Origin of the sequence: Gillisella vitis (assembly GCF_021559775.1) — a bacterium.
Taxonomy (GTDB): domain Bacteria; phylum Pseudomonadota; class Alphaproteobacteria; order Rhizobiales; family Rhizobiaceae; genus Allorhizobium; species Allorhizobium ampelinum.
This window is the reverse complement of record NZ_CP056047.1, coordinates 2,997,501-3,013,145: the sequence shown is the minus strand read 5'-3', so window position 1 is coordinate 3,013,145 and position 15,645 is coordinate 2,997,501. Positions and strand designations below refer to the sequence as shown.

Annotated in this window: 9 protein-coding genes (1 of these 9 cut by a window edge); 6 read left to right on the top strand and 3 right to left on the bottom strand. The window is 58.7% G+C overall.

What is annotated here, in order from left to right; genetic code table 11:
- Positions 1-11: 11 nt before the first annotated feature.
- A complete protein-coding gene (locus AVCG78_RS13945; RefSeq protein WP_071203188.1) occupies positions 12-1,439 on the bottom strand; it encodes a virulence factor family protein in 1,428 nt (475 codons plus the stop codon).
- Positions 1,436-4,048, bottom strand: a complete 2,613-nt coding sequence (gene mprF, locus AVCG78_RS13940; protein ID WP_071585083.1) for a bifunctional lysylphosphatidylglycerol flippase/synthetase MprF — start codon at positions 4,046-4,048, stop codon at positions 1,436-1,438. The genes AVCG78_RS13945 and mprF overlap by 4 nt, the downstream gene beginning before the upstream one ends.
- Before the next feature lie 506 nt (positions 4,049-4,554).
- Here mprF and AVCG78_RS13935 point away from each other — a divergent pair.
- The 6 genes from AVCG78_RS13935 (at position 4,555) to clpB (ending at position 14,411) form a co-directional block, all read left to right on the top strand.
- Positions 4,555-5,829: an aspartate kinase gene (locus AVCG78_RS13935; RefSeq protein WP_071203184.1), complete on the top strand. Its 1,275-nt coding sequence runs from the start codon at positions 4,555-4,557 to the stop codon at positions 5,827-5,829.
- A gap of 85 nt (positions 5,830-5,914) precedes the next feature.
- Complete coding sequence (gene ptsP, locus AVCG78_RS13930; protein ID WP_015917269.1) at positions 5,915-8,179, top strand: phosphoenolpyruvate--protein phosphotransferase; 2,265 nt, start codon at positions 5,915-5,917, stop codon at positions 8,177-8,179.
- A gap of 27 nt (positions 8,180-8,206) precedes the next feature.
- A complete protein-coding gene (prfA, locus tag AVCG78_RS13925) occupies positions 8,207-9,286 on the top strand; it encodes a peptide chain release factor 1 (protein WP_071585084.1) in 1,080 nt (359 codons plus the stop codon).
- Entirely contained in the window at positions 9,283-10,164 is an 882-nt protein-coding gene (prmC, locus tag AVCG78_RS13920; protein WP_071203180.1) for a peptide chain release factor N(5)-glutamine methyltransferase, read from the top strand. Before prfA ends, prmC begins: the two co-directional genes overlap by 4 nt.
- A 426-nt stretch (positions 10,165-10,590) precedes the next feature.
- Positions 10,591-11,475: a DUF4167 domain-containing protein gene (locus AVCG78_RS13915; RefSeq protein ID WP_071203179.1), complete on the top strand. Its 885-nt coding sequence runs from the start codon at positions 10,591-10,593 to the stop codon at positions 11,473-11,475.
- 329 nt (positions 11,476-11,804) lie between these two features.
- Positions 11,805-14,411, top strand: coding sequence for an ATP-dependent chaperone ClpB (gene clpB, locus AVCG78_RS13910; protein ID WP_071203176.1), 2,607 nt, complete (start codon positions 11,805-11,807; stop codon positions 14,409-14,411).
- Positions 14,412-14,493: 82 nt separating this feature from the next.
- Here clpB and AVCG78_RS13905 read toward each other — a convergent pair whose 3' ends face one another.
- Positions 14,494-15,645, bottom strand: the 3' portion of a protein-coding gene (locus AVCG78_RS13905; RefSeq protein WP_071203174.1) for a M23 family metallopeptidase. Its footprint extends 795 nt past the window's final position; the window shows 1,152 of its 1,947 coding nt (coding positions 796-1,947); its start codon lies beyond the right edge, outside the window; its stop codon occupies positions 14,494-14,496.

The window sequence follows — 15,645 nt, the reverse complement described above, 5'->3', positions numbered from 1 at the left end:
TCTTTGCTGTATCAATCCAGCTTGCGGGTTTTCAGCCGATCCAGAAGCAGTTTGGCCAGGGCTTCATAGTCGCCATCGAAATGGTGACCGCCCTCAAGCTTGACGACATCGACCTTCTTGGGGTCGAGTTTGTGGCAACCGTCATCTTCTTCGTCATCGGCTCCGTACAGGCATTGCACCAGGCCCGCTGGCATTTTGGCGACTTCCTTGGTGGGATCGCCGCCGGCGCCGCTGCTTTTCGCTCCCAGCCAGCCGGTCACGGAAATCTCGAAATCGGATGCCTGCGACATGGACAGCAGCGATACCTGGTTGATTTTCTGACGGATATTGTCTGGCAGGAGATTATAGACCGGTGGGCTAATGTCCGCGCCGAAGGAGAAGCCGACCAGCATCACATGCTTGACCTTCCAACGTTTGGTAAAGGCGGTGATGATACGGGCGAGATCGTCCGCGGTTTCCTGCGGTTTGCGCTCCGACCAGAAATAGCGCAGCGAATCGACGCCGACGACGGGCAGGCCTTCACTCTGGAAATAGGAGGCCATTTCGCTGTCGATATCGCGCCAGCCACCATCGCCGGAATAGATGATCGCCATCGTATCGAATGCTGGTTTATCGACATCCATCAGTGTCAGCGGCAAGCCAAGGGGCGAGGCCTCCTTGGCGGTGGCTGCGATCATCACGTCGATGCCGTCCGACAGGGTCTGGGCGGCAGGCTTCTGGCTATCGGCCACGTCGATATCGGAATGATCCTTCAGGAGATCGGCCACATGGGCACGCCCGGCGGGATCGGCAGAAGGCGAAAACCGGACGCTGGCCGGATCGGGAAGCGCGCCGTCGGTCAGGCCATAGACGATGCCGCCGTTCTTTTCGGTCTTGACTGCCGGGGTGCAGAACTGTTCGGGCAGGGGAATGACGTCGCCGGGATCGACAGCCAGCGTTTCGCCGATGGTCGCGTTGGGTGTTTGGGCCAGGATCGCCAGGGCCAGCGTACCGCCTTCACCGATGCCCGCCACCAGCGGCGGCAGGTAATCCGCACCGCCGACATGCCGCTGAATCTGATGGGACAGGTCCTCGATGTCGGATACGGTATAGATGCAATCGTCCTCATCGGACGACTTCAGATCAGCTTGCAGGGATTGCAGATAGCGCGGCGTATCGATGCCGACGACGATCGAGCCGTTGCTGCGCAATCTTTCAGCCTCAGTCTTCATCTTGTCGCTCCAGCCGTCCTTGTCGGACAACAGGAAAACGATGGATTTCGGTTTGTCGTCCGGCATGGCGATAACCGGATCGGGTATCGTGCCTGTTTCGTATTGCGGGTCCTCGGCCAGGGCGGGCTGCACGAAAACAGCCGTGGACGACGCCCATGCCAGAACCGCGGCGGCCAGACAATTGCGGGCCAGGCTGCCCTTGGTGAGACGAGAAGTTGACGATTTCATTTCTTTACCACGCCTTTCAGACCGCCACCGATCAGGAGAGTTGCGTCCAGGAGCGCGATGACCGGACTGAGGCCGCCTGAAACGGCGAGATAGCGGGGTTGCCATTCGGGATGAAACTTTGTCTTGAAAGCCCGAAGCCCCTTGAAATTATAGAAGCGCTCACCATGCTCATAGAATGTGTTGGCAATGCGGTCCCAGACCGGGGCCACATCGCGTCTCGACAGGCCCGATAGGGGCGCCATGCCCAGGTTGAAATGTTCGTAACCTTCGCTGCGCAGATGGGTCAGCAGGCTGACGAACAGATAGTCCATCGATCCCTTCGGGGCCTCCGGCGAAAAGCGCATCAGGTCGATGGATGACTCGGCCTTGGTTTCCGTGACCAGGATATTGGCAAAAGCGACGATCCGGCCTTCGAAACGCAGCACGATCACCGGCTGGCTCAGGATATAGTCATCGGTGAACGCGCCGAGGGAAAAGCCCTTTTCCTTGGCGCGGTGCTGGGCAAGCCAGCCATCCGACACGCCCCGGAGATCTTCGAGAATATCAGGCACGTTGGCCAGGGGAATGATGTCATAACTCAGTCCGTCGCGCTCGGCCTTGGCGGCACTTTGGCGAAGATTGGCCCATTTCCCGCCCTTCAGGTCGAAGCGGGAGAGATCGACGACCGCCAGTTCTCCCAGTTTGAAGGCCTGCATGCCGGCATCGGCAATCGCCGGCAGCAGCACGGGCGAGGCCTGGTAGAAGACGGCCCGGCAGCCAGCCAAACGAGCCGATTCGACGAATTGCCAAACCAGTTCGTCGCGGGACTTTTTCGGCCCGACCGGATCGAGAAAGGCGATCCACGAGCGGCCCTGCTTGCCATACATCAGGAAAGCCAGGCCATCCGGTGAAAACATCACGGCCTTGTCGCCGGTGCGCACCAGATTGCTATCGGCCACATCCGACTTGCTAAGAATGGCGACGGCCTTCTCGATATCTTCCGGGCTTGACGGCGTCACGGCGGGCGCTGCGGGGCGCAGCAGGCTGAAGACCGCCAGCGCCGATGAGAAGATGGTCAGGCCCAGCATGGCGCGCAGCGAGCGCGGCGCTTCTTCCGAAAACTCGAATTCCCACCAGAGCGAGCGGGTGTAATCGACATCGCGATAGACGAAGAACAGGATGAAGCAGGCAAAAATGCAGATCAGGGCGATGGCAGTCAGCCAGGACGAGGTCAGCACCTGGCGAAACAGCGAGGCGGGGCGAATGAACAGCCGCTTGCTGGCGAACAGGCCGATCAGCAGGATGGCCAGCGCCGAGGCTTCCAGCACCGCAAACGCTTTCAGCAGCGAGAGGACCAGGGCGGTCGAGGCTCCAACCATGGCCGCCCACCACGCGCCGTCCAACCGCTGGGCAAGGCCGCGCGCCGCGATGACCAGAAATAGGCCGAGCAGGCTGGTGAAGAAATGCGCGCCTTCCACCACGGGCAGCGGCACGATGTTTTGCAGGAATTCCAGATTGCTTTCCGGCGTCGGCGTGACGCTGGAGAAAATCAGCATGACGCCGAGAATGAAGGTCAGGGCGCCCAGAAGTGCCGGTGATATTCGGGCCGCGGTGCGTCCGACCCCGGCCAGCGCCGGGGTTTTGGAATAATGACGCAGCTCGGTGATTGTCACCAGCACGATGGCCAGAATAAGCGGTAAAACATAATAGATCAGGCGGTAAACCACCAGCGAGGCGAGCACAGCGTCGATATTGGTGGTCGGGCCAAGCGCGGCGATGATGACGGTTTCAAACACGCCAATGCCAGCAGGCACATGACTGAGTACGCCAATGCCAATCGCAATGGAATAGATTGCAAAAAAGGCTGGCCAGGAAATGGCGGCCTGTTCCGGCAAGAGCGCATAGACGACCGAGGCGGAAAAGGCCAGATCGGCCACGGTGACCAGAAACTGCCGCGACAGGGTCGGGGTATCGGCCATCCGCAGCGTCACGCCGGCAAAGGTCAGGCTGCGGCGCTGGCCGATGACGATCAGCACGGCAAAACCAAGGACGATGGCAATCGCCAATCCGCGCAGCCAGAGCGGGTTGATATTCAGCAGCGGCGCGATTTCCGACGACATTGGAATAAGCGACAGTGCGGTGACGGCAGCAAGCCCCAAGCTGAAGGACAGGGTGACGAAGGCGATGACACGGCCGATTTCATCAGGGGCAAGGCCTGCCCGCGAATAGGCCCGGTAGCGGATCGCGCCACCCGACAGCATGCCGAAGCCTGCCGCATTACCGACGGCATAGGCACTGAAGGCGGTCAGCGCCACTTCCGCCATCGGGCGTTTGCGGCCGATGAATTCCATGGCGTTCCAGTCGTAGAGACACAGCGACAGGAAACTGAGCGCGGTAAACACCACTGCCAGCAGGATCTGGTCATAGCCGGTGGTGGCCATGGCCGAGACGACGTCGTCATAGCTGACTTCTTCCGTCAGCCGGTAGATCGCCAGCGCTACGGCGGCAAAAATGACCAGCGTGAACACGGCGGCAATCGCCCTGCCATAATCGGCAAGGGCTGCCCGCCATCCGGACCTGGTCGGCGGCTCGGCGCTTTCCTGGCTCTCGGATTGTATTTCGGCTGCCATGCGATCGTCCCTTTCATTGACTGCTTTTGTCTGCCGCGACCGGTTCGCGGCAGCACTTTATATGTCGCGCCTATGCCCAGTTGGCATCCGCCGCATGATTTTCTTCTCAAACCCTGACAGGTTTAAGGAAATATGCGGTAAATCTTATACCAACTGCCATTAAAAATGGCAGTTGGTATTCCTTTTTCGAATATCTCAAGCCTTTGACGCATTTGAAATATTCGAAACTCTTGTCAGGCGAAGATGCGTTAGCATCTTCGAGCCTTGGTATTAACGGTATCGGACATGTTGCCGTTCTCTACTGAATTATCGCTGAATGGGGTATCCCAAATTCATGACAAAAACGTTTGCATAGAAAGCGGCACCGATGCCGCCTTAATGCAGTGAACTTGCCGTTGCACCTTGGCCCCGAATTGTCTAAAAGCCCGCCAGCCGCATTGTGAAATGCAGAGATTGGTTTCAGCCGGACATGTCCGGCACAGGTTTGAGGTCGAGACGGTCGGGCCATGGCGCGCATTGTGATGAAATTCGGCGGTACATCCGTCGCCAATCTTGAACGCATTCACAACGTGGCGCGGCATGTGAAACGTGAAGTGGATGCCGGCCACGAAGTTGCCGTGGTGGTTTCGGCCATGTCCGGCAAGACCAACGAATTGGTGGACTGGGTCCAGACCATGCCCAAGGTCGCCGGTGCTGCTTCGCCTTTCTATGATGCGCGTGAATATGACGCTATCGTGGCCTCCGGTGAACAGGTGACATCCGGTCTGCTGGCCATTGCGCTGCAATCGCTCGGTATTAATGCCCGCTCCTGGCAGGGCTGGCAGATTGCCATTAAGACCGACAATGCCCATGGCGCGGCCCGCATCCAGGACATCGACGGTTCCGATATCATCCGCCGCATGGGTGAGGGCCAGGTCGCCGTGGTAGCCGGTTTCCAGGGCATTGGCCCGGACAATCGCATTGCCACGCTGGGTCGCGGCGGGTCCGATACCTCGGCGGTGGCAATCGCGGCAGCCGTCAAGGCCGACCGTTGCGACATCTATACCGATGTCGATGGTGTCTATACCACCGACCCGCGCATCGAACCCAAGGCGCGCCGCCTGAAAAAGGTGGCCTTCGAGGAAATGCTGGAAATGGCTTCGCTTGGCGCCAAGGTATTGCAGGTGCGCTCCGTCGAACTGGCCATGGTACACAAGGTGCGCACCTTCGTGCGCTCGAGCTTTGAAGATCCCGATGCTCCGGGCATGGGTGACGTGCTGAATCCGCCCGGAACGTTGATTTGCGATGAGGAAGAGATCGTGGAACAGGAAGTTGTGACCGGCATTGCCTATGCCAAGGACGAAGCCCAGATATCCCTGCGCCGGTTGGCTGACCGTCCCGGTGTTTCGGCGGCGATTTTCGGACCGCTGTCCGAATCGCATATCAATGTCGATATGATCGTCCAGAATATTTCCGAGGACGGTTCCAAGACCGATATGACCTTTACCGTCCCATCCGGGGATGTGGATAAAGCCCTGAAAGTGCTCTCCGACAACCAGGAAAAAATCGGTTTCGACGTGGTGCAAAGCGAAAAGGGCCTGGTCAAGGTCTCGGTGATCGGCATTGGCATGCGCAGCCATGCAGGGGTTGCGGCGACCGCTTTCCGTGCACTTGCCGAGAAAGGCATCAATATCAAGGCGATCACCACCTCCGAGATCAAGATTTCCATCCTGATCGACGGTCCTTACGCTGAATTGGCTGTTCGCACTTTGCATTCCTGCTACGGTCTCGATAAGGCTTGATCAACGGGTGGGAATTTGCCACCCTTGATCACTACCTCCGGGCGCATTTTGCGCCTGGATTGTCATTATCGGGAGCATGCACGCGATGAGAGACCTTTCCGCAGGTCCGCGCGTCCTCCTCAAGCGGCTTCGCGAATTGATGGCGGAGCCCCTTGAGCCTCAGGAGCGTCTTGACCGTATCACTCGCCAGATCGCGAGCAATATGGTTGCCGAAGTTTGCTCCGTTTATGTTTTGCGCTCCGATGGTGTGCTGGAGCTCTACGCGACCGAAGGTCTCAATCCCGACGCGGTGCATCTGGCCCAGCTGAAAATGGGGCAAGGTCTGGTCGGTACCATCGCGGCATCCGCCCAACCACTCAATCTTTCCGATGCGCAGGCGCATCCCGCTTTCCGCTATCTCCCTGAAACTGGTGAGGAAATTTATCATTCCTTCCTCGGTGTGCCGATTTTGCGGGCTGGCCGCAGTCTTGGCGTTCTTGTCGTCCAGAACAAGGCGCAACGGAATTATCGGGAAGACGAGCTTGAAGCGCTTGAAACCACGGCCATGGTGCTGGCCGAAATGATTGCCACTGGCGATTTGAAGAAGATTACCCGGCCGGGCCTTGAACTGGACCTGACGCGGGCCGTGACCATCGATGGCGACAGCTATAGCGAGGGCATCGGCCTTGGCCATGTCGTGCTGCACGAGCCGCGCATCGTCGTTACCAATCTGTTGAACGAGGATACTGAGACCGAGTTGAAGCGGATGGCCGAATCGCTCGGCTCTCTGCGCATCTCCATCGATGACATGCTGTCGCGCCGCGAAGTGGCGATGGAAGGCGAGCATCGAGAGGTGCTGGAAACCTACCGGATGTTTGCCCATGACCAGGGCTGGGTGCGGCGCATGGAAGAGGCGATCCGCAACGGCCTGACGGCGGAAGCGGCGGTCGAAAAGGTCCAGAGCGATACCAAGGCGCGGATGATGCGCCTGACCGATCCCTATATGCGCGAGCGCATGCATGATTTTGACGATCTGGCCAACCGGTTGCTGCGGCAGCTGACCGGATTTTCCGGCAGTAGCGCCGAAGGATTTCCCTCGGATGCGGTGATTTTCGCCCGTGCCATGGGCGCTGCCGAATTGCTCGATTATCCGCGCCAGAACATTCGCGGTCTGGTGCTCGAAGATGGTGCGGTCACCAGCCATGTGGTGATTGTTGCCCGCGCCATGGGCATTGCCGTGGTCGGGCAGGCAGCCGGTGCTGTGGCGCTGGCTGAAAACGGTGATGCCGTTATTATCGATGGCGATGACGGTAAGGTGCATGTGCGCCCGATGGTCGATCTGCAGACTGCCTATGAGGAAAAGGTCAAGCTGCGCGCCCGCCGTCAGGAGCAGTTCAAGGCGCTGCGCGATGTTGAGCCGCTCAGCAAGGACGGACAGCGAATCAAATTGCAGATGAATGCCGGTTTGATGGTCGATCTGCCGCAATTGGCCGAATCGGGGGCCGAGGGCATTGGCTTGTTCCGCACCGAGTTGCAATTCATGATCGCTTCGACCATGCCCAAGGCCGATGAGCAGGAAGCGCTCTATCGCAATGTGCTGAAACAGGCGAAGGGTCGGCCCGTCACCTTCCGCACGCTGGATATCGGCGGCGACAAGGTCCTGCCCTATTTCCGCAGCCATGAGGAAGAAAATCCGGCTCTCGGCTGGCGCGCCATCCGGCTGTCGCTGGACCGGCCCGGCCTGTTGCGCACCCAGATGCGGGCGCTGCTGAAGGCCGCGACCGGGGGTGAGCTGAAGATGATGCTGCCGATGGTCACGGAAGTGTCGGAAATCCGCGCTGCCCGCGAATTGCTGCAGAAGGAAGTGCAGCATATTTCCAAATTCGGCCATGGCCTGCCAAAGCGGCTGCAATTCGGCGTGATGCTGGAGGTTCCTGCCCTGATGTGGCAACTTGACGAGTTGATGCAGGAAGTGGATTTCGTCTCGGTCGGCTCCAATGACCTGTTCCAGTTTTCCATGGCGGTCGACCGGGGCAATGCCCGGGTGTCCGACCGGTTTGACACTCTGGGCCGGCCTTTCCTGCGCATTCTGCGTGATATTGTCCGTGCTGCCGACCGGCATGATACGCCGGTGACGCTGTGCGGTGAGATGGCGGGAAAGCCGTTGTCATCCATGGCGCTGTTTGCTATCGGCTTCCGTTCGGTGTCGATGTCGCCGACGGCCATCGGTCCGATCAAGGCCATGCTGTTGCAATTGGATATCGGCAGGCTTTCCGCCGAGCTGAATGCGTTGCTGGACGACAACAGGCCAAGTGAGCCGATCCGGGCTTTCCTGACACGGTTTGCCGAACAGAACGGCGTTCCGGTCTGATTTCTGAAGAAAAACAAGAGGTAAAGGGTGGCTAAGCTTCCTGTCGATAAAATGCGCGAGCTTGAGCGCCGGTTTGGCGAAATCGAGGCGCGCATGTCCGCCGGGCCTGCCGCCGATGTCTATGTCAAGCTTGCCTCGGAATATTCCGAGTTGCAGCCGGTGGTCAAAGCCATCCGGGAATTGGGGTTGGCGGAAAAGGAAGTTGCTGATCTGAAGGCGCTGCTGGCCGACAAGTCCACGGACCGCGAGATGCGCGATCTGGCGGAAATGGAGCTGCCGGATGTCGAGGCGCGGCTGGAAGGACTGGAAAAGGAAATCCAGATCCAGCTTCTGCCCAAGGATGCCGCGGACGAGAAAAGTGCGATCCTGGAAATTCGTGCCGGTACGGGTGGGTCCGAAGCCGCGTTGTTTGCCGGTGACTTGTTTCGGATGTATGAGCGTTTCGCGGCGGGCAAGGGCTGGAAAGTCGAGGTCCTGTCTTCCAGTGAAGGCGATGCCGGGGGCTTTAAGGAAATTATCGCCACCGTGACCGGACGCGGGGTATTTTCCAAGCTGAAATTCGAATCCGGTGTTCACCGGGTGCAGCGCGTTCCCGATACGGAGACGCAAGGACGTATCCATACGTCGGCTGCTACCGTGGCGGTTTTGCCCGAGGCGGAAGAGATCGATATCGAGGTTCGGGCTGAAGACATTCGCATCGACACGATGCGCTCTTCCGGGGCAGGCGGCCAGCATGTCAACACCACGGACTCTGCGGTGCGCATTACCCATCTGCCGACCGGCCTGGTGGTGACCAGCTCAGAAAAATCCCAGCACCAGAACCGGGCAAAAGCCATGCAGGTGCTGCGTTCGCGTCTGTTCGACATGGAACGCCAGCGGGCCGACAGCGAACGATCGGCTGATCGCAAGAGCCAGGTTGGCTCCGGTGACCGGTCCGAGCGGATCCGCACCTATAATTTCCCGCAGGGCCGGGTGACCGATCACCGGATCAACCTGACCCTCTACAAGCTCGACCGGATGATGATGGGTGAAATCGATGAAGTGGTCGATGCCCTGATCGCCGATTATCAGGCTGGACAATTGGCGCAACTCGGCGAACACGCATGACAGGCGCACCGGTGACGCTGAAGCAGGCGATCACTGCCGCCCGTCTCCGGTTTGCGCAAGCGGGTATCGCCGATGCGCCACGCGATGCGCGGACCTTGATAGCCGGTCTTCTTGGACTGACGGCGACCGATCTTATCCTGCAGGACAACCGGGTGTTGAGCGCCGAGGAGACGAGCCTGATCGAGACGGCAGTCGAGCGACGTCTGTTGTTTGAGCCTGTCCACCGGATTTTGGGACGGCGGGCCTTTTACGGTCTGGAACTGGCCCTTTCGCCAGCGACATTGGAACCGCGGCCCGATACGGAAATCCTGATTGAGCGTGTTTTGCCGCATCTTCATGCCATGGTGGCGAAGAATGGCAGCGTGCGCCTGCTGGATATGGGGACGGGCACCGGGGCAATTGCCCTGGCGCTTTTGCAGGAATGTCCGGGTGCTACAGCATTGGCGACCGATATTTCCGCCGAAGCGCTGGCCACGGCGCGGCAGAACGCCGCAGCCAACTCACTTTCCGACCGGTTCGAGACGCTGCAAAGCCATTGGTACGAGGCGTTATCGGGCCGTTTTGACATCATTCTGTCGAATCCGCCCTATATTGTCAGCGATGTGATTAAAGATTTGGCTCCTGACGTTCGGCTTTATGATCCTGCCGTAGCACTTGACGGTGGCGACGATGGACTGGATGCTTACCGTGCAATTGCCGCTGGCGCCGCCGATTTTCTGAAACCGGGCGGTCTGGTTGGGGTGGAAATCGGTTACGATCAGGCGATGGCGGTGACGCAACTTTTCGCAAACAATAGCTTCGTTCTTGTGGAAAGCGCAAAGGATCACGGTGATAATGATCGGATTCTGTTGTTTGCTCAGACCGGACCGCAACTATAGTGGTATTCACCAAGGAACTTTCTGCAATGCAAAGAAAGGGCTTGGTTTTCGAAAGGAAGCGGGATAGGTTGCAGACACGCACCGGGCAGCGGGGAATGAACAAAGATTCGTTTGGCTCTGGGTCGACCGCAAACATGCCTCCTTAAGGAGACGGTAGCGGCGCGAATGATCCTGGTGCGTGGATCAAATAATTTACTGCTTGATTCCTTAAGCCGAAGTCGGATTAAGGGCAAAAATTATGCAGAATGTTAACGTGTTACAGTCGACCCTCACGCATTTTATAGAATGCAAGGAGCTGTGATAGTCACCAGCGGCCGTATGTTGCATTGGCGCAGTATGCCCCGCAGCGCGTGGAGCCCCGGTTCGATTGAGCGAACGGGCCGCGTCGCCCTCATATCAGCAAGACAGAAATCAGGTGAGTAATCGATGAGGCCAGGACAGCAAAACAAGCGCAGTCGGGGGCGTAGCAGTGGCGGCAGCAATAATAACAATGGCAACAATTTCAACCGCAAGGGCTCCAACCCGCTGACCCGCACCTATGACAGTTCGGGTCCTGACGTGAAAATCCGCGGCACGGCGCAGCATATCGCTGAAAAATACATGGCGCTGGCGCGCGATTCGCATAGTTCAGGCGACCGGGTCATGGCCGAGAACTATTTGCAGCATGCCGAACATTATAACCGCATCATTGCCGCCGCCCAGGCGCAGATGCAGGAGCGCGTCCATCGCGACGATCGCGACTATAATGACCGCGACGGTTCCGACATGGATGGCGACGAGGGCGATAACGGTCTGGACCGTGGCTACCAGCCGCAGCCCGAAATGCCGGTTCAGCAGCCCCGCATCCAGCAGGAACGGGTTCAGCCAGAGCGCGCCCAGCAGGAGCGTCCAGAGCGCACCGAACGGCAGGACCGTCCAGAACGGGCCGAGCGTCCGGAGCGCCCAGAACGGGCCGAGCGTCCTGATCGCCGCGAGCGCACGCATCAGGATCGCCGGCCGCAGCCGATTGCCCAGCCGCAGTCTGAGCTGGACATTGCTGGAAGCGGACCGCAGCCGGTGATTGAGAAGACCCCGGTCGAAGCTGAATTTGCCGCTGAGGAAAGCGCACAGCAGGCCAGCGCGAAGTCGGATCGGCCCCAGACCCGCCGCCGCACGCCTGCTGCCCGTCCGCGCCGTCCGCGCCGCACAGCCGAAGAGATTGCGGCCGAAGCGAATGGTGAGGCGAGTGCCGAAGGCAAGCCACCGGCCAAGGGTCGCGACAAGGCCAATAATGGCGATGCTCCGGCTCTTGCCGATATCGTTTCGGAATAATATCCATCGGTGATTGAACCAGACTGACTCTGGCCAGACAGACTCTGGAATGACTGATGACCAAAATTAGCCCCTTCTCCTTTTCTGGAGCAGGGGCTTTTTATTTTTTGATGATTTGTTTTCAGTTGTTTGCCTTTCATCAAGCGTGCCTGATTTTTTGTGCGAACCCACTCTTTAAAGGGCAAAATCGCCTCCCCATATCAGCTTTGACGAATTGAACAGAATCCATTTAAAGGATTGAATTCAATCACCGGGCCTGCCGAATGGGGGCCTGATCCTCAAAACCCATGCCGTGCCTTGACGGGCGGCCTGGAGACTGGAGAGCGAAGATGAACGTAGAAAAATATTCCGAACGGGTGCGCGGCTTTTTGCAGTCTGCCCAGACGCATGCGCTGTCGGAAGGCCACCAGCAATTTACCCCCGAACATGTGTTGAAAGTGCTTCTGGATGATGAGCAGGGCATGGCCTCCTCGCTGATCAGCCGCGCGGGCGGCGACCCAAAGGGAGTCAGGATCGCCAATGATGCAGCGCTTGCCAAGCTGCCGAAAGTGTCGGGTGGCAATGGTCAGGTCTATCTTGCCCAGCCCCTGGCCCGGGTGTTTTCCACCGCGGAAGACGCGGCCAAGAAGGCGGGCGACAGTTTCGTTACCGTTGAGCGGCTGCTGCTTGCGCTCGCGGTCGAAACCTCGGCATCCACATCTGCCAGCCTGAAAAAGGGCGGGGTTACGGCTGCGGCGTTGAACCAGGTGATCAATGATGTCCGCAAGGGACGCACCGCCGACACCGCCAATGCCGAACAGGGCTTCGATGCCTTGAAGAAATATGCCCGTGACTTGACGGCAGAGGCGCGAGAAGGCCGGCTCGATCCGGTGATCGGTCGCGATGATGAAATTCGCCGCACGATGCAGGTCCTGTCACGCCGCACCAAGAACAATCCGGTCCTGATCGGTGAGCCCGGCGTTGGCAAGACGGCGATTGCCGAAGGCCTTGCTATTCGTATCGTCAATGGCGATGTGCCGGAGAGTCTGAAAGACAAGAAATTGATGGCGCTGGATATGGGCTCGCTGATTGCCGGGGCCAAATATCGCGGCGAATTCGAGGAACGCTTGAAGGCCGTGTTGAACGAAGTTCAGGCCGATAACGGCGAGATCATCCTGTTTATCGACGAAATGCACACGCTGGTCGGCGCGGGCAAGAGCGATGGCGCCATGGATGCGTCCAACTTGCTGAAACCCGCATTGGCGCGTGGCGAATTGCATTGCGTTGGGGCGACGACGCTGGACGAATATCGCAAGCATGTGGAAAAAGACCCGGCACTTGCACGGCGTTTCCAGCCTGTGATGGTGGATGAGCCGACGGTGGAGGATACGATTTCCATCCTGCGCGGCCTCAAGGAAAAATATGAACAGCATCACAAGGTTCGGATTGCCGATTCGGCTATCGTCGCAGCTGCGACCTTGTCGAACCGCTACATCACTGACCGCTTCCTGCCGGACAAAGCCATCGACTTGATGGACGAAGCTGCCTCGCGTCTTCGCATGCAGGTGGATTCCAAGCCGGAAGAGCTGGATGAATTGGACCGCCGTATCATTCAGTTGAAGATCGAGCGGGAAGCCCTGAAGAAGGAAACCGACATCGCGTCCGCCGACCGGTTGAAGCGGCTGGAAAGCGAATTGGCCTCGCTGGAAGAAGAAGCCGATGCGCTGACGGCCCGCTGGCAGTCGGAAAAACAGAAGCTGGGTCTTGCGGCCGATCTCAAGCGTCAGCTTGATGAGGCGCGCAACGACTTGGCCATCGCCCAGCGCAAGGGCGAATTCCAGCGTGCCGGCGAACTGGCCTATGGCGTTATTCCAGGCCTCGAAAAACAGCTGACCGATGCCGAGGCAAAGGATGCCTCTGGCGCGGCCAGCATGGTGCAGGAAGTGGTGACACCCGACAATATCGCTCATATCGTCTCGCGTTGGACAGGCATTCCGGTGGACCGGATGTTGCAGGGCGAACGGGAAAAGCTGCTGAGGATGGAAGACGAACTGGCAAAATCGGTGGTCGGACAGGGCGATGCGGTGCAGGCCGTATCGCGGGCCGTGCGCCGCTCGCGGGCCGGACTTCAGGACCCCAACCGGCCGATTGGCTCCTTCATCTTCCTCGGTCCGACTGGTGTCGGCAAAACAGAGTTGACCAAGTCCCTGGCTCGGTTCCTGTTCGATGATGAAACGGCCATGGTTCGCCTCGACATGTCGGAATATATGGAGAAACACTCCGTATCCCGGCTGATTGGCGCGCCTCCGGGCTATGTCGGCTATGAGGAAGGCGGCGCTCTGACGGAATCGGTGCGGCGCAAGCCCTATCAGGTCGTGCTGTTCGATGAGATCGAAAAGGCGCATCCCGATGTCTTCAACGTGCTCTTGCAGGTTCTGGATGACGGTCGCCTGACGGATGGCCAAGGCCGCACGGTGGATTTCAAGAACACGATCATCATCATGACGTCCAATCTCGGGGCCGAATATCTGACAGCCCTTGGTGAGAACGAGGATGTCGATAGTGTTCGCGACCAGGTGATGAGCGTTGTCCGGGCCTCTTTCCGTCCCGAATTCCTCAACCGTGTCGATGAGATCATCCTGTTCCATCGCCTGCGGCGCAGTGAAATGGGTGCGATTGTCGAGATCCAGATGCAGCGGCTTCTGGCTCTGTTGGCAGAACGCAAGATCACCGTTGATCTTGGTGGTGATGCCCGCGATTGGATGGCCAATAAGGGCTATGACCCGGTTTATGGTGCAAGGCCATTGAAACGGGTGATCCAGAAATACCTGCAAGACCCGCTCGCCGAGCAGATCCTGTCAGGCGAAGTGCTTGACGGTAGCGAGGTGAAAATCACCGCCGGTTCGGACCGGTTGCTGATCAAGCCGGTCAAGCCGATGGATCAGGTCGCAGCCTGATTACGATCAGGCAGCCGCTTTCTTCATAACGCTTTGATGGCGGCCTTCTGGCCGCCATTTTCATATCATCGTTATTGGGTTTTCAATTGTTGGCAGCAAGCTGCCGATTTTTCTCTGCACTGCTCAGCAGATCGTCAATGCGCTGCCGCTCCTGCTCGAATTTTGCCAACGTACCGCCGTTCAGCGACTTGCCGTCCGGCAAGCGGACCTTCATCGGATCGACCTTGGTGCCGTTGACGATGATTTCATAGTGCAGATGCGGTCCGGTAGATTCGCCCGTCGTTCCCACCCAGCCGATCACCTGACCCTGGCGGATCTTTGCCCCGGCAACTACGCCCTTGGCGATGGCGCTTTGGTGGTTATAGGAGCTTTCATAGCCGTTCGGATGGCGAATGATTGTCTGGTTGCCATAGCCGCCGGAATCCCACCCGGCTTTTTCAACCGTTCCGCTGCCGGCAGCGATGATAGGCGAACCGGATGGGGCCCCCCAATCGACGCCGGTATGCATGCGCGAATAACCAAGGATCGGATGTCGGCGCATGCCGAAGCCCGAGCGGAACACACCATTCGGAACCGGATTGCGAATCAGGAACTGGCGATTGGTCTTACCGTTTTCGTCAAAATAATCGACGGAATTGTCGGATGGGTCCTGAAAACGGTAGAGCGATGTTGTCGTGTCGCCAAAACGCGCCCGAAGGAAAAGCAGTTCTGAATCCGCCGCGGCCTTGCCGCTTTCATCCGCAGCGGAATAGAAAACCTCCAACCCGTCAGTCGGCCTCAGCGGCGCCTGCAAATCCACGCTGCTGGCCAGCAACCGGACCATTTGCCCCGTCAGTTCCTTGCTGAGCCCATAGGAAAGAGAAGCCCGGTAAATTCCATCATAAATACTGGGTAAGTCACGGCTTGCCATCACCGGAGGGCTATTCTCATCAAAAGCCGTTGCAATGGCATCCAGCATAGGCGGCTCAGACCCTTCAACGAGATGGCTCTGATCATCAACCGCCATTGTGACCAGATGCTTGCCGCCACGATAGGCGCTGAACCGGACCACACGGGCCTGTTCCCCGCGCTGAATAATGCCGAGGCGCAGAACATCCCCGGATTGCAGCGAGGGGCTTCCCAATTTTTCACTAAGGCTGTCGGAAATCGCCCTGGCTTTGGCTTCGGGGTAGCCCGCACCGGTCAAGGCGGCAATGATCGTCTGCTCGCGGCGAACCGGAATAATATCGTCTGC

What these genes read in the sequence shown, in the direction of transcription:
- AVCG78_RS13945 (WP_071203188.1), bottom strand. Translation starts at nt 1,439, where the DNA reads ATGAAATCGTCAACTTCTCGTCTCACCAAGGGCAGCCTGGCCCGCAAT.
- mprF (WP_071585083.1), bottom strand. Translation starts at nt 4,048, where the DNA reads ATGGCAGCCGAAATACAATCCGAGAGCCAGGAAAGCGCCGAGCCGCCG.
- AVCG78_RS13935 (WP_071203184.1), top strand. Translation starts at nt 4,555, where the DNA reads ATGGCGCGCATTGTGATGAAATTCGGCGGTACATCCGTCGCCAATCTT.
- ptsP (WP_015917269.1), top strand. Translation starts at nt 5,915, where the DNA reads ATGAGAGACCTTTCCGCAGGTCCGCGCGTCCTCCTCAAGCGGCTTCGC.
- prmC (WP_071203180.1), top strand. Translation starts at nt 9,283, where the DNA reads ATGACAGGCGCACCGGTGACGCTGAAGCAGGCGATCACTGCCGCCCGT.
- AVCG78_RS13915 (WP_071203179.1), top strand. Translation starts at nt 10,591, where the DNA reads ATGAGGCCAGGACAGCAAAACAAGCGCAGTCGGGGGCGTAGCAGTGGC.
- clpB (WP_071203176.1), top strand. Translation starts at nt 11,805, where the DNA reads ATGAACGTAGAAAAATATTCCGAACGGGTGCGCGGCTTTTTGCAGTCT.